Annotated in this window: 16 protein-coding genes and 2 pseudogenes; 12 read left to right on the top strand and 6 right to left on the bottom strand. The window is 61.3% G+C overall.

From position 1 onward, the window contains the following. Nucleotides 1-10: 10 nt before the first annotated feature. From urtD to urtA, 4 genes are all read right to left on the bottom strand, one after another. Nucleotides 11-874: an urea ABC transporter ATP-binding protein UrtD gene (urtD, locus tag ACEN8U_RS28275; protein WP_015001900.1), complete on the bottom strand. Its 864-nt coding sequence runs from the start codon at nucleotides 872-874 to the stop codon at nucleotides 11-13. Next, a complete protein-coding gene (urtC, locus tag ACEN8U_RS28270) occupies nucleotides 871-2,064 on the bottom strand; it encodes an urea ABC transporter permease subunit UrtC (protein WP_015001901.1) in 1,194 nt (397 codons plus the stop codon). The genes urtD and urtC overlap by 4 nt, the downstream gene beginning before the upstream one ends. A gap of 1 nt (nucleotide 2,065) precedes the next feature. Beyond that, nucleotides 2,066-3,709, bottom strand: coding sequence for an urea ABC transporter permease subunit UrtB (gene urtB / locus ACEN8U_RS28265; protein ID WP_413658632.1), 1,644 nt, complete (start codon nucleotides 3,707-3,709; stop codon nucleotides 2,066-2,068). A 107-nt stretch (nucleotides 3,710-3,816) separates the two neighbouring features. After that, nucleotides 3,817-5,121, bottom strand: a complete 1,305-nt coding sequence (gene urtA, locus ACEN8U_RS28260; RefSeq protein ID WP_013587423.1) for an urea ABC transporter substrate-binding protein — start codon at nucleotides 5,119-5,121, stop codon at nucleotides 3,817-3,819. Nucleotides 5,122-6,013: 892 nt separating this feature from the next. Between urtA and ACEN8U_RS28255 the strand changes: the two genes are divergently transcribed. The 5 genes from ACEN8U_RS28255 (at nucleotide 6,014) to ACEN8U_RS28235 (ending at nucleotide 9,253) form a co-directional block, all read left to right on the top strand. Beyond that, nucleotides 6,014-6,418: a hypothetical protein gene (locus tag ACEN8U_RS28255; RefSeq protein ID WP_041746026.1), complete on the top strand. Its 405-nt coding sequence runs from the start codon at nucleotides 6,014-6,016 to the stop codon at nucleotides 6,416-6,418. Between the two features lie 193 nt (nucleotides 6,419-6,611). Then, a complete protein-coding gene (locus ACEN8U_RS28250) occupies nucleotides 6,612-7,319 on the top strand; it encodes an alpha/beta fold hydrolase (RefSeq protein ID WP_041745003.1) in 708 nt (235 codons plus the stop codon). Between the two features lie 192 nt (nucleotides 7,320-7,511). Then, nucleotides 7,512-8,153, top strand: coding sequence for a glutathione S-transferase family protein (locus ACEN8U_RS28245; RefSeq protein WP_041745005.1), 642 nt, complete (start codon nucleotides 7,512-7,514; stop codon nucleotides 8,151-8,153). Beyond that, a complete protein-coding gene (locus ACEN8U_RS28240) occupies nucleotides 8,150-8,701 on the top strand; it encodes a hypothetical protein (protein ID WP_238558534.1) in 552 nt (183 codons plus the stop codon). Before ACEN8U_RS28245 ends, ACEN8U_RS28240 begins: the two co-directional genes overlap by 4 nt. 126 nt (nucleotides 8,702-8,827) lie before the next feature. Beyond that, the gene (locus tag ACEN8U_RS28235; protein WP_148281763.1) at nucleotides 8,828-9,253 is read left to right on the top strand and encodes a hypothetical protein; all 426 of its coding nucleotides are present in this window, start codon (nucleotides 8,828-8,830) and stop codon (nucleotides 9,251-9,253) included. A gap of 810 nt (nucleotides 9,254-10,063) precedes the next feature. On the opposite strand, the gene ACEN8U_RS28230 is transcribed toward ACEN8U_RS28235, so the two are convergent. Further along, nucleotides 10,064-10,966 (bottom strand): LysR family transcriptional regulator, encoded by a 903-nt coding sequence (locus tag ACEN8U_RS28230; RefSeq protein ID WP_041746028.1) that lies wholly within the window; start codon nucleotides 10,964-10,966, stop codon nucleotides 10,064-10,066. A gap of 116 nt (nucleotides 10,967-11,082) precedes the next feature. Here ACEN8U_RS28230 and ACEN8U_RS28225 point away from each other — a divergent pair, with 116 nt between their 5' ends. The 7 genes and pseudogenes from ACEN8U_RS28225 (at nucleotide 11,083) to ACEN8U_RS28195 (ending at nucleotide 20,024) form a co-directional block, all read left to right on the top strand. Continuing rightward, nucleotides 11,083-11,961, top strand: coding sequence for an alpha/beta fold hydrolase (locus tag ACEN8U_RS28225; protein WP_041745010.1), 879 nt, complete (start codon nucleotides 11,083-11,085; stop codon nucleotides 11,959-11,961). Between the two features lie 4 nt (nucleotides 11,962-11,965). Next, a pseudogene (leuC, locus tag ACEN8U_RS28220) lies at nucleotides 11,966-13,383 on the top strand (3-isopropylmalate dehydratase large subunit). Beyond that, on the top strand, nucleotides 13,380-13,994 hold the full coding sequence (gene leuD / locus ACEN8U_RS28215; protein ID WP_015001909.1) for a 3-isopropylmalate dehydratase small subunit: 615 nt from the start codon (nucleotides 13,380-13,382) through the stop codon (nucleotides 13,992-13,994). Before leuC ends, leuD begins: the two are co-directional and overlap by 4 nt. Before the next feature lie 109 nt (nucleotides 13,995-14,103). Next, nucleotides 14,104-15,448, top strand: a pseudogene (locus tag ACEN8U_RS28210) (dicarboxylate/amino acid:cation symporter). Nucleotides 15,449-15,739: 291 nt separating this feature from the next. Beyond that, nucleotides 15,740-15,982: a hypothetical protein gene (locus tag ACEN8U_RS28205; RefSeq protein WP_148281764.1), complete on the top strand. Its 243-nt coding sequence runs from the start codon at nucleotides 15,740-15,742 to the stop codon at nucleotides 15,980-15,982. Nucleotides 15,983-17,321: 1,339 nt separating this feature from the next. Further along, on the top strand, nucleotides 17,322-17,858 hold the full coding sequence (locus ACEN8U_RS28200; protein WP_413658128.1) for a hypothetical protein: 537 nt from the start codon (nucleotides 17,322-17,324) through the stop codon (nucleotides 17,856-17,858). A 555-nt stretch (nucleotides 17,859-18,413) separates the two neighbouring features. Continuing rightward, a complete protein-coding gene (locus ACEN8U_RS28195; RefSeq protein WP_413658126.1) occupies nucleotides 18,414-20,024 on the top strand; it encodes an MFS transporter in 1,611 nt (536 codons plus the stop codon). 337 nt (nucleotides 20,025-20,361) lie between these two features. Here ACEN8U_RS28195 and merB read toward each other — a convergent pair whose 3' ends face one another. Continuing rightward, nucleotides 20,362-20,658 (bottom strand): organomercurial lyase, encoded by a 297-nt coding sequence (merB, locus tag ACEN8U_RS28190; protein ID WP_015001912.1) that lies wholly within the window; start codon nucleotides 20,656-20,658, stop codon nucleotides 20,362-20,364. Nucleotides 20,659-20,994 lie beyond the last annotated feature (336 nt).

The raw sequence follows: 20,994 nt of genomic DNA, 5'->3' as shown, positions 1-20,994 counted from the left end.
GCCTGTTCGCTCATCGGCCGAGATACGACTCGATCACGGTCTCGTCGCGCTTCACTTCGTCGAGCGTGCCGTGGGCGAGCACGTGTCCTTCCGCCATCACCGTGACCTTGCCGGTCTCGCCGGAAAGCGCCGCCACGAACTCCATGTCGTGTTCGACCACCATCATCGAGCAGGTGCCGCGCAGGTGATTGAGCAGCTCGGCCAGTTGCATCGTCTCGTCGTCGGTCATGCCGGCGGCGGGTTCGTCGAGCAGCAGCAGCGCCGGCTGTTGCATCAACAGCATGCCGATCTCCAGGCGCTGCTTCTGCCCATGCGAAAGCTCGCCCGCGAGGCGACGCGCTTCGCTCTCCAGACCGATCAGCACCAGCGTCTCTTCGATACGCGCTTGCGCGGTGCGGTCGAGCCGCGCGCGCAGCGACGCGAGCCAGCCCTTGTCGGTTTTCATCGCGAGCTCAAGGTTTTCCCACACCGGATGCTGCTCGAACACGGTCGGCTTCTGGAATTTGCGCCCGATGCCGGCGCGCGCGATGGCGGGCTCGTTCATCCGCGTGAGGTCGATCGACTGGCCGAGGAACACCTTGCCCGAATCGGGCTCGGTCTTGCCGGTGATCACGTCCATCATCGTCGTTTTGCCCGCGCCGTTCGGGCCGATGATGCAGCGCAGTTCGCCGGCGTCGATCGAAAGCGTCAGCGCGTTCAACGCGCGAAAGCCGTCGAAGCTCACGGTCACGTCTTCCAGATACAGGATCGTGCCGTGCGATACGTCGATTGCACCCGGCACCACCGCGTGCCCCATGCTCGCGACGCCGCTTAGCGCGTGGCCGGACGGTTCTTCGGGCAGGTCCAGATCAGGAACCATCGGGTTTTCGTTCATGAGCGGTTCCTCTTGCGCGTCGCGAGATCCACGAGTCCCATGATGCCGTTCGGCAGGAAGAGCGGCACCAGCACGAAGATCAGGCCAAGAAAGAACAGCCAGTATTCAGGGAAGTTCGCCGTGAAAAAGCTCTTCGCGCCATTCACCGCGAAAGCGCCGACAATCGGCCCGATCAACGTGCCGCGTCCGCCCACGGCGACCCAGATCGCCATTTCGATCGAATTGCCCGGTGACATCTCGCCCGGATTGATGATGCCGACCTGCGGCACATACAACGCGCCGGCAATCCCGCACAGCACCGCGGACACCGTCCACACGAAGAGCTTGTAGGCGAGCGGGCTGTAGCCGAGAAACATCAGACGCGTCTCGCCGTCGCGCACGGCGGTGACCACGCGGCCGAGCTTCGAGGTGACGATGGCGCGCGCGCCGATAAACGCGACGATCAGCACTGCGAACGTAAGCAGCAGAAGCGCGGTGCGGGTGCCCGGATGCGTGATCGGAAAGCCGCCGATGCGCTTGAAGTCCGTAAAACCGTTATTGCCGCCGAAGCCCGTCTCATTGCGATAGAACAGCAGCATGGCGGCAAAGGTCATCGCCTGCGTGATGATCGACAGGTACACGCCCTTCACGCGCGAGCGGAACGTGAAGAAGCCGAACACCCACGCAATCACCGCCGGCACCAGCACGACGAGCAGCAGCGCGTAGCCGAGATGCTGCGTGCCCTCCCAGTACCAGGGCAACTGATGCCAGTCGAGAAACACCATGAAGTCGGGCAGGTCGCTGCCGTACTTGCCGTCGTGGCCGATGGCGCGCATCAGGTACATGCCGATCGCGTAGCCGCCGAGCGCGAAGAAGAGCGCATGCCCGAGACTCAGAATGCCGCAGTAGCCCCACACGAGATCGAGCGCGAGCGCGGCAATCGCGTAGCACATGAACTTGCCGGTGATGGTCGTCGCGTAAGCCGACAGATGCAGCGGACTGGTCTGCGGCACCACAAGCGTCGCGAACGGCACGCCGAGTCCGAACACGACGATCAACGCGATCAGCGCGAGCCACGCGCGGCGCGACAACAGCGCGGGACGCGGCGGCAAGCCGAGCGCGAAGCCGGACTGCGAGCCGCGGCCGGCGGCGCCGGCGGCTTTGGCGCCGACGTGTGCCGGCGCCGTCGAAGAAGAGGTTGCAGACGTCATCTCATGCCTCCGCGCTACGGCCCTTGAGGGCGAACATGCCCTGCGGACGCTTCTGGATGAACAGCACGATCAGCACGAGCACCGCGATCTTCGCGAGCACCGCGCCCCAGAACGGCTCGATTGCCTTGCTGACGAGCCCGAGACCGAAGCCGCCGATCACCGTGCCCGCCAGTTGACCCACGCCGCCCAGCACCACCGCCATGAACGAGTCGATGATGTAGCTCTGGCCGAGGTCCGGCCCCACATTGCCGATCTGCGAGAGTGCGCAGCCGCCCAGCCCCGCGATGCCCGCGCCGAACGCGAACGCGTACGAATCGACGCGCGCCGTCTTCACGCCGACGCAGGCGGCCATGCGCCGGTTCTGCGTGACGGCGCGCACGAAGAGGCCAAGGCGCGTTTTCGTGAGCACGGCCCATGCAATGCCGACCACGATCAGCGAGAACGCCAGAATCGCGAGCCGGTTGTACGGCAGAATGAGGCTCGGCAGCACGGTCACGCCGCCGCTCATCCACGAAGGATTGACCACCTGCACGTTCTGCGCGCCGAACAGCATGCGCGTCGCCTGAATCAGAATGAGGCTGATGCCGAAGGTGGTCAGCAGCGTCTCCAGCGGGCGCCCATACAGATGCTTGAGCACGAGCCGCTCGATCACAAGGCCGACCAGCGCGGCCGCCACGAACGAGGCGGGCACGGCGACGAGCGGATACCAGTCGAACGCACCCGGCGCCACGCGCTGGAAGAGGTTCTGCACGACATACGTGGCATACGCGCCAATCATCAGAAACTCGCCATGCGCCATGTTGATGACGCCGATCAGGCCATAGGTGATGGCGAGTCCGAGTGCCGCGAGCAGCAGCACGCTGCCGAGCGACAGTCCTGCGAACAGCGTGCCGGCAATCTGGCTGCGCCGCTGGATCGCGTCGAGTTCGTCGATGCCGCTTTGCGCCGCCGCTCGCACGCGCGCGTCGCTTTCGGCGAAAGAGCCGTCCGCTTTCTTCGCGACGAGCGGACGCAGCAGTTCGTTCATGTCGAGGTCGTGCCGCGCGGCGACGAGCTGCACGGCTTCGAGGCGCTTCGCCGCGTCGGTGTCATGCAGCGCGCTCATCGCCCAGAGCGTGTCGAGGCGCCTTTTCAGCGCCGGGTCCGTCTCCTTCGCGCGGGCCGCGTCGACGAGCGGTTTGATTGACGGATCGGGGTTCTTCAGGAGCGCGTCGATGGCTGCCTCGCGCGTCGCCTTGTCCGGCGAGTCGAGCTGCAGACCCGAGAGCGCGCCCGCGACTTTCGAGCGCAGCAGATTGTTCAGCGTGACCGGCTGCGCGTCGCCGGCTTCGACCGTTTTGCCGGTGACGGCATCGCGCGTGGCGTCGCCGTCCTGGATCAGCACCGCGCCGGAGTCGGTGGCGAGCACGCCGTCTTCGGACAACGCCTTCAGCACCGCGAGCGATTCCTTGTCGTGATTCGCGATGAGTTTGTCGATGGCCGCGGACTTTGCGTCGAAGTCGTCGGCGGCGAGCGGCGCGACATCGGCGGCGGTCAAGGCGAACGCGCCGTGCGGCGCGAGTGCGCCGAACGCGCACAGAGCAAAGGCGGCGTACGCGTGACGCGTTGTGAACCGCCGCACAGAAATGAACAGTGAAAACGCCATGATGACCTTTGAAGAATGACTGACGGCGCGCTGCAACACGCTGCGCGCCGCCGGTTCGCCTCGTCGCGCCGCGACGGCTGCGTGAGCCGCCGCGACGCGCCATGTCATCACGCCACGCGCGAGCGCGAGCGCTTCAGGAACGCCGGAATCGAACTCACGACATCCGGCTTGCCCGCATTGCCGGCGATAAATGGGCTCCACGGCTGCGCGCGAATCGCGGTCTTGGTGCGCCAGACCACGTTGAACTGGCCGTCGGCGCGCACTTCGCCGATCATCACCGGCTTGTGCAGATGGTGATTGCCGTCCATCTCGAGCGTGAATCCCGACGGCGCCGCGAACTGCTGGCCGACCATCGCCACGCGCACCTTGTCGACGTCCGTGCTCTTTGCTTTTTCGACCGCCTGCTTCCACATGTGGATGCCGACGAACGTCGCTTCCATCGGGTCGTTCGTCACGCGCTTCGTGCCGCCCGGCAGGTTGTTCTCCTTGACCCACGCGGCCCATTGCTTCTTGAACTTCTCGTTGGCGGGATTGCGCACCGACATGAAGTAGTTCCACGCCGCAAGATTGCCGACGAGCGGCTTCGTGTCGATGCCGCGCAGTTCTTCCTCGCCGACCGAGAACGCGACGACCGGCACGTCCGACGCCTTCAGCCCCTGGTTGCCGAGTTCCTTGTAGAACGGCACGTTCGAGTCGCCGTTCACCGTCGAGATAACGGCCGTCTTGCCGCCTTGCGAGAAGGTCTTGATGTTCGCGACGATGGTCTGATAGTCGCTGTGGCCGAACGGCGTATAGACCTCCTGAATGTCGGCTTCCTGCACGCCCTTCGACTTCAGGAACGCGCGCAGGATCTTGTTGGTCGTGCGCGGATACACGTAGTCGGTGCCGAGCAGGAAGAAGCGCTTCGCGCCGCCGCCTTCCGCGCTCATCAGATATTCGGTTGCGGGAATCGCCTGCTGGTTGGGCGCCGCGCCGGTGTAGAACACGTTGCGCGACATCTCTTCGCCTTCGTACTGCACCGGGTAGAAGAGCAGGCCGTTGAGTTCCTCGAACACCGGCAACACCGACTTGCGCGACACGGACGTCCAGCAGCCGAACACCACGGCGCACTTTTCCTGCGTGATCAGCTGACGCGCTTTCTCCGCGAAGAGCGGCCAGTTCGACGCCGGGTCGACGACGACCGGTTGAATCTGACGGCCCATCACGCCGCCGTTCTTGTTGATGTCCGCGATCGTCATCAGCGCGGTGTCTTTCAGCGATGTCTCGGAAATCGCCATCGTGCCGGAGAGCGAATGGAGGATACCGACCTTGATGGGACCGCTCGCCGACTCGGCGTGCGCGAACGGCGCGCGACCCGCGAGCGCGAGCGCGCCGGACATGGAGCCGAACTTCAACAGACTGCGACGTTTCATGTGTATCCCCTTGCCATTGATGATGAATGTTTATGGGCGTCGATCTCAGCCACAGGGCTTGCCCCGCATGACTTGCCGCTCGTGTACTGCAAGGCATATGCCATGTTGATGGGCTGGGCGCAGTGCGCGTACGCGCGCGCTGTGGCGCGGCTTCCCCGGGCCGGGCTTATGCGGAATGGCGTGCGAATCTGGTGCACGGACTTGGGACGCGCATCGTTCAGGTGCGATGCGCGCCGCGACGACGCGTCGAAATCGGCGGACGGGCTTTGGCGGTGCACATGCGCAGCGGTGTTGTGCACGGGTGCGGCGCAAGTGAAGGGGCGCTTGGGGGGCACCGGATTGCGTCGGGGTCTTTATCGAGGCCACACAGGACGGACGCGATAGAGTTGGCGACGTTGATGGAGGCGTTGCAGGAGGGGGTCACAAGCGATTGGTGTTGCGCGAGACCGGCGCGTCGTCATGTCGGCCTCATATGTAACCCGCATACTTGCGTCGACGCTTCGTTAGAGTCGCTGCCAGACCGCCAGAGCCGAAGCCAAATCGGGCGACGCTGCAGATTTCTGTCGTCGGACCATCGGGGAGGCTGCCTTGGGGTGGACGGAAGCAAATCCGGGAACGACAGACCGACTGCATTTCTGCATCTCGGTTGAAATGGCATAGCCGTCTAGCTTCGGCCATGTTCGGCCATTCGATGCCGGTCGCTAGATCGTCGACACTTCGGCTCTGATGCGACTCGGACGACAACGGCAAGCCAGGCACAGCCTTCAGTCAATCTCTTAAGTTTCACGCCAATTTGCCGTAAGGACGGTGTGAGCGCTCTTCGTTCGAACGGGCAGGATGCTGCACGTATCTCCGGTGAGCGTACTAACTGTTATTGATGCTCGCAGTCGCTATGACAATCAAAATTCGAGATGTATTACTTGTTGCAGTTTTTCTCTGCTTTTCCAATCTCGCCTCGGCTCTCGACGATCGTATGGTTGGCACATGGGAGGGGCAAAGGGACAAGGATAGCAAGTGTTCATATATGGCGTGGACCATGAAAAGGTCATCGGATGGCAAGTTCGAAATTGCGTTCTTCCAAAATCCCGAAAGGACTAAGTTTTTGAATATAGAGAGGGGCCAGTGGGAAACGAAAGACGACAAGATTTCCCTCACCACGGAGGGCGACTCTACTCCCGATGTGTACACCTACGCTTTTACGGATAGCGATACCGTTCATGTTTCGGCGATTGAGCGAAACCCTTCGGCTGACTGCATGGCCGACTATGAATTCACGGATCATCGGATCGGACCGTAAAGGCCACCGCCGTAAGCGGCTCCGAGGGACGCCTGTCGCTGATCAAGGCAGAACCGATGTATGCAGGCGCATGAGGCAGCGTGCGGCCATGAAGGGACATTCGACCGAGTGACTTGAATCGGTGACAATTTGCAGCCTGGGCTGCCAAAGCAGGCGGCTCGTCTCGTCGCCGCAGTCGTTCAAACCTTCTCGCATGTCAGTTATGCCACTACCGCTTGTCTTCTTGCCCGCAATGCCGTGTGATGGACGCATGTATGCCCATCAGCTTGAGGGTTTGGCCGACCTCGTCTCACCGTCGGTATTGGTGCTGTCCGGTTCAACGTTCGCGGAAAGCGCCCAGAGCCTTCTTGCCTCAATCGATGGCCCCTTTGTCCTTGCGGGAACGGCCTACGGGGGCTGTCTTGCCATGGAGGTGTTGGCGTCTGCACCTGAGCGTCTACGAGGGCTCTGGTTGATGAATTGTCAACCGGGAGTACACCCATCCCCGGATGCAGTCCGGTCAACCAGTCGCAAAATTCGGGCTGGCGAGCACGAAGCGGTCATCGCGGAATTCGCGGAGAACGCCATCCCCTCTGGGGATGCTGATGCAAAGGCAGCGTTTATTCAGATGGCTCGCGAGACCGGGGCGGATGTGTTTGCACGGCAATCGGACGCGACGATAACCCGCTCGGACCGATGGTCGACGCTTGCCGCTTGCACGGTTCCAACGCTGCTCATATGGGGAAACTCCGATCGCTTCGTCCCTGCCGAGGTTGGCCGTCGAATTGCCGCGTCAATGCCACATGCCCAGTATGAGCCACTAGCTGGATGCGGGCATTTCCCGACGTTGGAGCGGCCCTCCGCGTGCACAGATATAGCGAGGCGCTGGCTTACAACGAAAGTTATCGGCGGGTCGGGTTAGGGCCCGGCAGCACGATAAAAGTTCGAAGCACCGGTCACGCGCTGATCGGCCATGAAGGGACACTCTCCCTCTGCACTTAGATTGTCGACAACTGCTGCATGCGAATGCCGATTGCAAGGCGAATTGGAGACCGCTGGCTCCGCTAAAATACCTGTCGTATCCGCGCCCCTTACGCGCGACCTGGGCGGAGCTATGCCGACAACCGAAATGGTGAAACTATACGGAGCCGCCTGGAGTGTATATGTGCGGATTGTCCGGCTTGCGCTCCAAGAGAAGCAGGTCAAATATGAATTGGTTGAAGTGGACGTCTTCGCAGAAACTGGAGTTCCGCAGGAGCATTTGACGCGGCACCCGTTCGGCCGCATTCCAGCCTTCGAGCACGGAGGGTTCCATCTTTACGAGACAGGCGCGATTGTTCGCTATATCGACGACGCTTTTCCCGGATGCGAACTGCAACCGATCGATCCAAGAGCCCGCGCGAAGGTCAACCAGATCGTTGGGATACTGGACGCTTATGCATATCGAACGCTCGTTTGGGACATATACGTTGAACGCGTCGTTTCAGTCCGCGAAGGCCGGTTAGCCGATGAGCGGAAGATCGCTGCGGCGCTACCACGTGCCGCGGTGTGTCTATCTGAGCTGAACCGGTTGGCCGACGATCAAGAGTTTCTGATTGGCGATGACGTGACGTTCGCCGATCTGTACGCCGCGCCGATGTTTGCATACTTCATGCAGACACCTGAAGCTGTTTCCTTAACGGAAGGACACGACAAATTAATCTGCTGGTGGCAGCGATTCAGCGCTCGCGACAGCATGTCACGGACATGTCCGTGAGCCGCTGCGTGCGGCACGCAACGGCCAAAATCGGCCGTTCGACATCGGTGGCTGGATCGCTGACAATCGGGGGGCTGCGTATTTTTGAGGAGTTTCGACCAATGAGTTTGGCTTGCCGAGTCCGGGCGATAACAGACCCCTCATCGCTGGAAGGTACTGCCTATGTTGAAGTCATGGCGGGCCCCTATACGAATCGATGCTGGAACGATGGTTCGCTGTTTTTCGAGGAAGAGGTGTTTGGGTATATCGAGCCGACGATCGAAAGATTCGAGCCGACTTACGATCACTATGCATTCACTCAGATCAGCATGCTTGACTGGGAAAAGATAATAGAAGCCCTTGCGGGCGTCCGAAGTAGGCTGGAAATGGAGACCTCCAAGCCGGACATGCTGCAGCAGATTGGCTTCCTCTTCACCGATTCGAAAGAAAGGTTTACTGAGAGTATGACCGCGAATTGTGTCGCGCTCGGCGCGATGATTTCGCAAATCGAGACGTGGACCAGCGAAAATCGTCTCAGGCACAGTTGCGTCACGATCCTCGGCCTGTAGTTCCCATGCCGGCCAGGAAGCGACGCTCGATGTCGCCGGTTAGATCGTCAACAATCGCGATGCTTGATCTCATGCGGGATATGGTAGATGTGTTCAAACACCCCAAAAGATGATTTCGGAGTTGGAATGCGACTTACCCTTGAGCCGCTATGGCGCGATTACGATGGCATGCTGCAACTTGGGTTTTCGATGCAGGGCTCGGGTTTTGCGGCAGAAATCGATTTTTACGCTTATCCTGAGTCGATCGAGACGTTCGGACGCTCCCTGTATGAATTTCCTCTGTCATCGACAGATGAAGTAGTCTTCGAGAACGGCTCGAACGCTCCCAATGCGTACAGCTGGCTGGTTCTGCGCGCTTTCGTTTTCGACGGCGTTGGACATTCGGCACTCGAGGTCGAGTGTCAGAGAAATGGTACGCGTCTTGTAAGCGCCCGATCTCGTTTCGCCGTTGAGCTAGAGCCTGCAACAATCAATCGGCTCGGTTCTGAACTCGCGAACTGGGCGTCGTCGGCTGGCGACGAATCTTTCGTGTTTGACTCCGGACAGCGGTAGGAATGAGCCGATACTGGTAACCGCAAGACTCAGCGTCGATACACAACAACATCACCAACGAGCGGCGAACGGCCAGAATTGGACACTCGACGGGATTCCCGGAATCGTAAACAATCAGGCGATGGACCATGAGATGAGGTTAAATTCAAATCACGGCCAAATCCTGTCCCCACGCACGGACCCCCATCCGCCAAACAGAATGACCTGGACGCCTCCACCTCAAGGCAAGAGCAATGCGCCAACGTGGTTACAGACGAGCCTTACTCCGCTCTATCGTTTGCTATGCGGACTTTTGGTACTAGGCGCGCTTGTCCCCATTGTGATGCAAGTATTTGACATCCCGATTCCGTTCGATACGCCTCGGACGTTTTCGCTATTTATCTTGGCCGGGGGCATGCTCGCCCTCACGCACGCCTTGCGCACTTGGCTTTTGCGCCTACCTATCCCCACCCGATACTCCCAACCGGTGCCATATGGCTATCCAGGATGGCGCGGCTTTCTCCAAGCCCAGTTTGCTACAGGATGTTTCCTCTTTTTCTTCGGCGCGCTGCTGCTCCTGCTTTGAGTCGCAAACGTCGCGGAGTCTAATGGCCGCTTTGTAGAAATATCGTTGTCTCTTATGGGTCGGTTCGGCGCGTTCGCCGCTGGGCCGGGTTCGGCGAAGGGGACGAATGCGTACAGTCGGCCATCAAGCGTCATTTGATGTCAGCCCTAAGACGCCGTTCGAATGTCCCATCGACTTTCAAAAGCGGCCCCAAGGTTCAATTCGCCACGTGCGAGCCCCCGTTAGGTGCCCGCAAAGATGGCGTGTCACGCCATTCCTCCCGGTCTGCGTAGATGCTCGCCGAGAAAGTCGACGAATGTCCTGAGCTTGACCGAAAGCTGGTTGCGCTCCAGATAGATTGCGTGGATATTGGCATCCGGCAAGGCCCAGTCTGGCAGCAATGGCACGAGTTCGCCGCGCGCGAGATGGCCTTCGATCTCCCACTGCGAGCGCACCACGATCCCGCGACCTTCGAGCGCCCACTGAAGCACGACGCTGCCGTCGTTGCTGGCCAACGCGCCATCGACCTTTACCGTCTCCGTGCGCTTGCCGCGAGAAAAATGCCATGTGCCATAAGCCGACTCGTTCTCGCGCAAAACGATGCACGCATGCCGTGTCAGGTCGTGCGGCACCGAGGGATTGCCGTGCCGCGCCACATAGCCGGGCGACGCGCACACCATGCGCCTGTTCTCGAGCAGGAGCCGCGCGTTGATGCGCGCATCCGGCACCTCGCCGAAGCGAATGCCGAGATCGAAACCCTCGTCCTGAAGACTTATCGGCCGGTCCGTCAGATGCAGCAGGATTTTCATCGCGGGATAGCGCGCGACGAACTCCGACACCGCCGGCGCGATGCGCGCGCGACCGAACCCGAACGACGCATTCACGCGCAGCAAGCCGGTCGGCTCGCCGCGGCTTTGCGTGACCAGATGCTCCAGTTCTGACAACTCGTCCAGAATGCGCGAGCCGTTCGACAGATAGAGCTCGCCCTCTGGCGTAAGACTCAGACGCCGCGTCGTGCGGTTCATCAATCGCACGCCGAGGCGCCGTTCCAGTTGCGCAAGCCGCTTGCTGACCGCGGGCGGCGTCACGCCCAGCTCCCGCGCGGCAGCCGCGAGATTCCGGTGCCGCGCCACAAGCGCGAACAGATTCAGGTCCGAGAAACCATCCATTTCAATGCTCCACATGGTTCGCCGATTCATTCCTGCTGGTAACGACCGGAATGCTTTCAAGGAAACCAAATCGTACAATTCATCAATTAGACTCGAATCACGATCAGGAGACAACCATGTTTGAAGGCTTCAGGAACGTATCGGCGACCCTCGACGATGTATGCATTCACGCCATTAAGGGCGGGCGAGGCCCCGCGCTTTTACTCTTGCACGGGCATCCGCAAACGCATGCGATCTGGCACAAGATCGGGCCGGCGCTGGCCGAGCATTTCACGGTGATCGCCGCCGACTTGCGCGGCTACGGCGACAGCGGCAAGCCGCCGGGCGCAGCCGATCATGCGAACTACGCGAAGCGCCGCATGGCGCTGGATCAGATCGAACTGATGCGCGGCCTCGGCCATGAGAGCTTCGCGGTGATCGGCCACGATCGGGGCGGGCGTGTAGCGGCACGCATGGCGCTCGATCATCCAGAGGCAGTGACGCGCCTCGTGACGCTCGATGTTGCGCCGACGCTCGCGATGTATGAAAAGACCTCGTTCGACTTCGCGCGCGCCTATTGGCACTGGTTCATGCTCGTGCGTCCCGCGCCGTTCCCGGAGACGCTGATCCGTGCGGACCCCGATCTCTATCTGAGGCAGACCATCGGCGCGCGCAGTGCCGGCCTCGCGCCGTTCACGGCGGGGGCTTACGCGGAATATCTGCGTTGTCTCTCCGATCCCGCTACGGCGCACGGCATCTGCGAGGACTATCGCGCGAGTGTAACGATCGACCTCGAACACGACCGCGCGACGCTCGCTTCACAGCAGCGGATCGCTTGTCCGTTTATGGCGTTGTGGGGCGCACAGGGCGTGATCGAACAATGCTTCGATCCGCTCGCCGAGTGGCGCGCATATGCGCCGAACGTGCGCGGCGAGGCGCTGCCTTGCGGCCACTACATCCCCGAAGAAGCGCCGCAGCAACTGCTTGAACGCGTGCTGCCTTTTCTCAGCGAGTGATCCCATGTCCAACCGAACCCTTTATCACAAGCTCGTCGATTCGCACACGGTGTCGCGTATCGACGCACAGAACGTGCTGCTGTACGCCGATCTGCATCTGATGAACGAGTACACCAGCCCGCAAGCGTTCAGCGCGCTCGATACACGCGGCCGCGCGGTGCGCCGTCCGCGCCAGCAACTCGCCGTCGTGAGCCACATCATTCCCACGCATGCGGAGTCGCCGCGCATGATTTGCGATGCAGCGTCGCTGCTGCAGGCGCAGAACCTCGCGCGCAACTGCGAAAGAGCCGGCATCCGGCTCTTTGCAGCGAACGATCCGTTACAGGGCATCGAGCATATCGTCGCGCCGGAACTCGGGCTGATTCGTCCCGGCATGGTCGTGCTGTGCGGAGACAGCCATACCACCACTTACGGCGCGCTCGGCGCATTGGGCTTCGGCATCGGCACGTCGGAAGTCGAGCACGTGCTCGCGACGCAAACGCTCGTGTACCGGCTCGCGCGGACCATGCGCATCACGATCGATGGCGCGCTTCCGGACGGCATATCATCGAAGGACCTCGTCATCTGGATCATCAGCCGGATCGGCGCGCAAGGCGCGCGGGGTTATGCCGTGGAATTCGCCGGTTCGACGATCGGATCGCTTTCGGCCGAGGCACGCATGACCTTGTGCAACATGACCGTCGAAGCCGGAGCGCGCGCCGCGCTCATCGCTCCGGATGCGACCACCTTCGAATACGTGCGCGCCCACACGCCTTCGCTCGACGACACGGCATGGCCCGCCGCGCTCGAAGACTGGCGCGAGCTGCATTCCGACGTCGGCGCGCACTTCGACGCCGAGCACCGCTTCGACGCACGGAACATCGCCCCGTTTGTCACATGGGGCACAAGTCCTGATCAGGCCAGCGCCATCGATCAGCCGATTCCCGACGAAGCTGCGCAAGCGACGCCCGAGGCCGCCGCATCGCTGCGCCGCGCGCTCGACTACATGGGACTCACGGCCAATCAACCGATTCCGGCACGCGCGTCGACCGTGTGTTCATTGGCTCGTGCACGAACGGGCGCATCGAAGACTTGCGCACGGTGGCCGCGATCGTGCGCGGCAGGCGCGTAGCGGCAGGCGTGCGCGCCATGGTCGTGCCGGGCTCGGGCAGCGTGCGTCGGGCGGCCGAACAGGAAGGGATCGCGAAGACACTGATCGACGCGGGCTTCGAATGGCGCGAGCCAGGCTGCTCAATGTGTCTCGCGATGAACGACGACGTGCTCGGCGCCGGAGAACGCTGCGCGTCCACCACCAACCGCAATTTCGAAGGCCGCCAGGGACGCGGCGGCCGCACGCACCTGATGAGTCCGGCAATGGCGGCGGCCGCCGCGATTACCGGCTGCATCACCGATGTCCGCACGCTGGAGGCACTCACATCATGACCCGACTCACCGCTATTCAAGGCAGCGCCGTGCCGTTGCCGATCGACAACCTCGACACCGACCAGATCATGCCGAAGCAGTTCCTGCGCATCATCGACAAAGCGGGGCTCGCCGACGGCCTGCTATACGACCTGCGATTCGACGAGCGGGGTACACCTCGCACGGACTGCGTGCTGAACCGGAGCGCTTACGTGAACGCGCGCATCCTGATCGGCGGCGTGAACTTCGGCTGCGGGTCGAGCCGCGAGCATGCGGTGTGGGGCTTGCAGCAATACGGCTTTCAGGCCGTGATCGCGCCGAGCTTCGCGGAAATCTTCTACTCCAACGCAATGAATAACCGTCTGCTGCTAGTGCAACTGGAGCCCGACGCGATCCATGCGCTGACGCACCAGGCGATCGAAATGCCCGGCGTATCGATTTCGATCGATCTCGAACAGCAGACGGTGAGATCCGCGTCGGGTGAACGGTATGCGTATCCGATTGGCGCTCGCCACAAGCGTATGGTGATCGAAGGCATGGATATCGTCGATCTGACGCTCGACTCCCTCGCCGCAATCGAAGCATTCGAGCGGTTGCATTTCGCCCGGCATCCTTGGGCGCAAGTGATGTAACCGCACCTCTTGCCGCGCGCCGCAGCGGCGTCCCTGTTTTCGCCAGGCCGATTCCCTTCCGATCGAAGAAGGGAAGGGCTTCTTTTTGCCACGATAAAGGAGGAGACACATGAAACGCAAACCGTTCTACACGATTCTCTATGTCCAGGTTCTGGCTGCCATCGTTGCCGGCGTGCTGCTCGGCCATTTCGCACCGCAAGCCGCGGTTGCGTTGAAGCCGCTCGGCGATCTGTTCATCAAGCTCGTGCGGATGATCATCGGGCCGGTGATTTTCTGCACTGTCGTGACGGGCATCGCCAGCATGCAGGACATGAAGAAGGTCGGCCGTGTCGGCGGCAAGGCGCTGCTCTATTTCGAAGCGGCATCAACGCTCGCACTGGCGATCGGTTTGCTTGCCGCGCATGTGCTCGCGCCTGGCAAGGGCTTCAATGTCGATCCGTCGACGCTCGACGCTCGACGCACGCGCCGTGACGGGCTATGCGGCGCAGGCGGCGCATGGCGACGGCATCACCGGATTCATCGCGCATGTGATACCCGAGACGTTTGTTGGCGCGCTGGTTCAGGGCGACATCCTCCCCGTGCTGCTGATCGCGATGCTGTTCGGCACGGCGCTGGCGCTGATGGGAGAGCCCGGTGCGCCCGTCGCGCATTTGATCGAGACTTTGTCCAAAGCGTTCTTTCGCATCGTCCGGATGGTCACGAGTCTCGCGCCCATCGGCGCGTTTGGGGCGATGGCCTTCACGATAGGGCGTTACGGCATCGTCTCGTTGCTGCCCATGCTGAAGCTGATCGGCGCGTTCTATTTCACCGCGTTTCTGTTCGTGGCTGTCGTGCTCGGCATCGTCGCGCGCCTGTGCGGGTTCAGCATCTGGCGCTTCCTAGGCTATATCCGCGACGAACTGCTGATCGTGCTCGGCACATCGACGTCCGAGGCGGCGTTGCCGCAACTAATGGACAAGCTCGAACGCCTGGGTTGCCCGCGCGGCGTGGTGGGGCTCGTCGTGCCGACCGGTTACTCGTTCAATCTCGATGGCACCAACATCTACATGACGCTCGCGGTGCTGTTTCTCGCGCAGGCGACCAATACGCACCTGTCCTTCGCACAGGAAATCACGCTGTTGCTCGTCACGATGCTGACCTCGAAGGGATCGACGGGCGTGACGGGCGCGGGCTTCATCACGCTTGCTGCGAGCCTGTCCGTCGTGCCGACCGTTCCCGTCAGTGCGATGGTGCTGATTCTCGGGGTCGATCGCTTCATGTCCGAATGTAGGGCGTTGACCAACATCGTGGGCAATGGTGTGGCGACGATCGTGGTATCGGCGTGGGAAGGCGGATTCGATCGAACGAAGCTCGCGATGGCGTTGGGTGATGTCGAGCAGGTGGGAGGCGGTTCGCAGCCACCAGCCCTATGCGAAACGGCCGGTATTGATCGCGAAACAGTCCCTTACAAGTGATTATATCGGGTGACCGGTCAGGGTCGCCTACAGAACCAGGCCCCGCGACGCGAGGCCGCCGAGATCTCCGCGCCGGCCGATTTCCATGTCGGGCCATGAACAGCCGTTCGACATCCTCGCGCTAATCGTCGAAAATCGTTCATTCGCATTGGTAACGTCGAGCCGCCTCGAGGACATGATCGATGCTCGAAGATCGGGCAGGCAACGAAGCCGTTTCGTTCTCTTGACGTTGGGCTTGAAGCGAGCGGCGCTTTACAAGAAAGTTGAAGTGGCGATCTAGCACGAGACAAAATGGACAAAGGCAAGTGGAAGGATGAGTTGACGTTGCTTGAGCGGACGGCGTACCGATGGGTCTCCTATTCGGCAATGGGAGTTGCCGTCTACTGCATGCTCATGGTGCGCAAATATCCAACCTCGACAGCTTGGTTTGTAGTCGGATTATTTGCGGTGGTGATAGCGGCGGTTTTCGGTGGCGGCTACAGCAAAAGCGTCAGAGTATTAGACCTCAGGCGATTCGATAGGGGCTCAAGATAAGGGAAACTCTCGCTGCGAATGACGGCCTTTCGGGTGCACAATACACGCCCAATTGATAGGCCGTTTGGGGTGTGCGTTCACATAGCATGGACGAGGGGTGCGATCACCGCGCTGGGCTGTCGCACTCAGCGCGGTCATGAACGGTTAGCCGACGTAAAGGCCTAGCTCGTTGACGTGCGCCCGTCGTCGTAAGGCAATCACGGAAAGCGAAATCAGACGCTATGGGACAGAAACTAGGCGAAACGGAGTTGGAACTATATCGAAGAGTGGATGAGGTCCTGTACTACGTATGGGACCCTATCGGTGTTGCGCCCAATCCCGTTACACGTGATGAATACCAAAGGTATTTGCCGGAGTTGTTCTCAATGTTGCAGGAGGGAGTGGGCGTCTCGCCTATCGCGGCATACTTGGATAACGTTGCTACTGAGAGGATGGGGCTGAACGGGAATCCGGGACATTCCAATCGAGTTGCTGAATTCTTGCTCGACTGGAAAGCCAAGATTTACCAGATACCGTAGCAGCGCGTTTCAACCAAGCGGTGCGGCGGGGCGAAGTCTGCGCCTGGCTACTACGCAGAGGTACCCAAGACCCTAGGCGCCGTCGGCATTACCCACTGGTGCTCCTGACGGAGAGTCATTCCCCCGCCGCGACGGCAGTAGGTCGATCTTGCGGACTAGCCAAATAGTTGTCCGCGGCTGTGCGCTGACAGGACGGCTGAAAGTCTCCTCAGGGTCGGGTCCTGAAGTTGGGGCCGCAGTCGGGGTCGTTGTGAGTCGCTCGTCGAGCGCGATCTTCGGCAACCGGGCCAAGAGGAGCCATTCGACAGTACCGCTCGGATCGCCGACAATTGCATGATTAGCATGTTTCCGGTCAGGTCCAGTGATGAAGAAAGCGGTGTGGGGGCTGATCATAGTAGCCATCGTTTCGTGGGGGATATGCTACATATACTCGACCAACATTATCCACTTCGGATGGATCGGAAACCTGTTCGCATCGACGGCAGGCTTGATCGCGACGATATCGAGCTATCACACGGAAGACGTAGCTCATACGCGCGGCGGCACTATATGCAAAGCAGAATCACGAATCAAATTTCTGTTGATTTATGTTTTGCTCGGATTACTACTCGCCGCTTTTTTGCTTATGAGCATCCTCGGTAGCTTGGGGAAATTTGGGGTAACGGCCATAAGCACTCGCTGACTGAACCACACTTCAGCGGATTGTGGCCCGCGCTTGGACTAACGGAGGTGTCCCGTCGCGCATGGAAGAACAAATCTGCTGTTAAAGAATTGGCGGGTGGCTGTAGTAAGACAAAAATAGTGGGAAAGAATAACAGAACATGAAAAACTTGATGCGTGGTCTTCGTTTTTTGACTTCGATTACGATTTCGCTCTTTTTTCTTTCTATAGGGCCGAAGTGTCTCGCGTTCGACGAGTGGGGCTTTAAAAGTGGAACACTTAAAGCTGAGATCGAGCAGACTGCGCGATCAGGCGGTGGAAGCATTTCACAGTCCGGTGATGCGACAACCGTTACACGATTCGATCCTGCCAATGGTCAAGCATCAATATTCATCTTGCGATTCTGTGACCATCGCCTAACTAGTGTTTTGAAAACGGAATCATTCACTCCGACAAAGTTAATTGATTTGCAATTTGATCTCGTGAAACAACACGGAAGTCCGGTTCTGTCAGCGCAAGATAAATCGATAAAAACAAAGATGGGTGCCTTCGTTTCCCGCGAGCTGGATTACACTTGGGAACTAGCGAATGATAAGACTCAAATTATAGCAACTGTGCCTATCTCCTCACCTTTTCAGATCAACCCCAGCCTTTCCGTGGTTCACAGTGACCCGTCAGTATGCTTGAACTGGGACTGAGAGCGACCAGCGGTCAATGAGTGACGCAACGAATTTCAACGGTGACAGATACTTCATTGTTTCCGCTTAGCGGTCGCCGACCGCCCGATTTAGGTGGTGGCTGCCTACGAGGTGCAAATGACCGCTATTAGCAGGCTCGAAGGTCTCTTCCGGGTCGGTTCGGCGCGTTCGCTGCTGGGCCGGGTTCGGCGGAGGGGACGAATGCGTACAGTCGGCCATCAAGGGACATTCAACTAGCGCTATCGAATGACCGAAGTTCAGCGCACTGCCGACGCCGAATATAGGGATTGAGTTGTCGCGCAGCGTGACGCGTCGGATAAGCGGTGATGTCGCGCGGAACGTGCGGTTGCCAATCTTCGTGCTGGTCATGGCTGCTGTGGCGCACGGTGCTGCACCCGTGGACGTTCGCCCGCATGGGGGTGTCTCTGACCTGCCTCGCGATGCGTGATTGGCGGCCACTGCATTCCAAAGGACTGACCATCCCGGTCCCTACGGCTTGCCCTGAAGTATCATTGTTCATCGAACATTTTCTCGGCGACTCGACCGACCTTTCCGATGCCAGCCCTTCTCGATAGCCAGCAGGGCGCAGCGCACGTCGCCGCCGCGCAGGCCGGCCCCTGCGACGAACTGGTCATTCGCACGCAGCCCGCCGAGGTCGACCGGCCGTGTCGACGCAAGCGTCTCGCATTGGCCGCGACGATCCTCGGCTCGAGCATGGCATTCATCGACGGCTCCGTCGTCAATGTCGCGCTGCCGTCCATTCAGAGTGAGCTCGGCGCAAGCGTGCCGGCAATGCAGTGGGTCGTCAACGCGTACCTGCTCTTTCTTGGGTCGCTGGTCCTGGTGGGCGGGTCGATGGGCGACAAGCTGGGCCGCCGCACGGTGTTCATCGCGGGCATCGGGCTCTTCACGCTGGCGTCGGCCGCATGTGGGCTCGCGCCGCATGCGGGTTCGCTCATCGCTGCGCGTGCGGTTCAGGGAATCGGTGCAGCGCTGCTCGTCCCGAGCGGCCTCGCAATCATCGGCGCCGTGTTCGAAGGGGAAGCGCGCGGACGGGCAATCGGAACCTGGGCGGGCGTCGGCGCGATCACGTCGGCGCTGGGGCCGGTGGCAGGCGGCTGGCTCGTCGACGCGTTTTCCTGGCGCGCGATCTTCTTCCTCAACGGTCCGCTTGCGGCCGTGACGATCGGCCTGGCGGTGTCGTCGGTGCCCAACAGCCACAAGCTCGATGCGACGCAACAGATGGACTGGTTCGGCGCGACGGCCGCAGCGGCGGGACTCGCCGCACTCACCTATGGGCTGACGGAGGCGTCGGCGCGCGGGTTCGCCCATCCGCTCGTACTGTGCGCGATCGGCGCCGGTGTGCTGATGCTGGCCGTGTTCGTGATGATCGAATCGAACAGCCGCAATCCAATGATGCCGCTCGACCTGTTCCGCTCGCGCGATTTCACCGGTGCCAATCTCGTCACGCTGCTGCTCTACTTCGGCCTGGGCGGCGTGCTGTTCTTCTTGCCGTTCACGCTGATCCGCGCGCATGGCTACACCGCGACCGAAGCGGGCGCGGCGCTGCTGCCGGTGCCGGCCATCATCGGCTTGCTGTCCCGTTTCACCGGTGGCCTGACGAGCCGCCTTGGTTCGCGCACGCTGCTGACCGCAGGGCCCGGTGTCGCCGGGATCGGGTTCGCGATGCTGGCGCTGCCATTCGTCCGCGGGAGCTATTGGGCCGGCTTCTTCCCTGCGCTCGCCGTGCTCGGGCTCGGCATGACGATCACCGTCGCACCGCTGACCACAACCGTGATGGGCTCGGTGACGAGCGACCGCGCGGGCGTCGCTTCCGGTATCAACAACGCTGTCGCACGCGGGGCGAACCTGCTTGCGATTGCCGTGCTCGGCATCGTGTTCGTCTGGTCGCACCACGCGGCGCTGTCGGCGCGGCTCGACCAGATGCACGTGCCGCAGGAATTACGTCAGAACGGACAGTTGCTCGAACCGGTTGCGCAAGCCACGGCCGCATCGGGAGCCGCCCCTACACCGCCCCGGCTACCCGTGGCTCGCGCGGAGACCGACGCCATTGTCGATGCGCTGCGCGCCGTTGCGCTGGTGTCCGCCGCGTGCGCGTTCGCCGGGGCGGGCCTTGCGGCGGCGACCATCCGTCCCGGCAAATGATGTGGTCCGGCGGACTGGAGCCGTCCTGTCCCGACGTCCCCATCTCAATCGCCCCGAAAGCGCCCTTCGCTTACCCACGGCTCGCCGAATCGCGCGGCCGCGGGACACCCAGGCCGTTGCCGCTTCGAACAGGTGAGCGCCGCAAAGGGCCTCTAAAACCGGTGGAGTCAGCGGGCGCCACGAGGCAATCCGGGTGAAGCGTGATCACATACGATCCTGCTCCCCACGTCTCGCACACAGGTGGCCCGCAACAGCCGTTCGACACGCTCGCGGCCCACGGCGAAGGCATCGCGGACGCTCACAATCTCGACGCCGAGGTGTGTCGTGACCCAGTGCTTCACCGGTCGCGGCAGAGGCAAAAAAAATGCACATGGCAGCAGAAGGCATGATGGATGTCGGGCGTGTCTTGCGGCACGATCAGCGACACGGTCGCGCCGGCGGGTTCAAGATCCCGGATCGCAGCGGGCGTGACCGCGAGCGAGACCGGCACGCCGGTGACTGCACAACGCGAGACCACTTGGGCAGTCCGACCGATCAGCGCCGGGAAAAACAAGGTATCGAAGGCACACCAGGTGTACAGGCGTCGGCCGTCGACCTCGAACGTGTGTGGGGTTCCGCGTAACGACTGCGCCACGCCAAGTACGAAGGCATTCTGGTGTCGAAGCGGAAAACATCAACGCGATCCGTCGCTCAACAGATGTGTGCATGTGACCGGTGCGGGTGGCGGCCAGCCGCTGTCGTGTGTTGCCGTTGGCGCAATGATTTCGTTGATTGCACACCGATCGGCAATTGAATCCGCTGCCAATTTCAGTCATTCGCGAGGACAGGAACAACGGCGGCTGTCCGAGTCACAGCGGACGTTCGCACATCGCCGTGCAGGCGTCAAGCTGGGCGGGAGGCTAACGCAGTTCGCCCGCAGCCAAACCGATGCGCCCACTCACGGGTATCGTCGGTGTGATGAGGTCCGAGG

The organism is Paraburkholderia phenoliruptrix, assembly GCF_047325075.1.
Taxonomy (GTDB): Bacteria; Pseudomonadota; Gammaproteobacteria; order Burkholderiales; family Burkholderiaceae; genus Paraburkholderia; species Paraburkholderia phenoliruptrix.
Note: the sequence above shows the minus strand (reverse complement) of the source record. Positions and strands in the feature narration are given on the sequence as shown.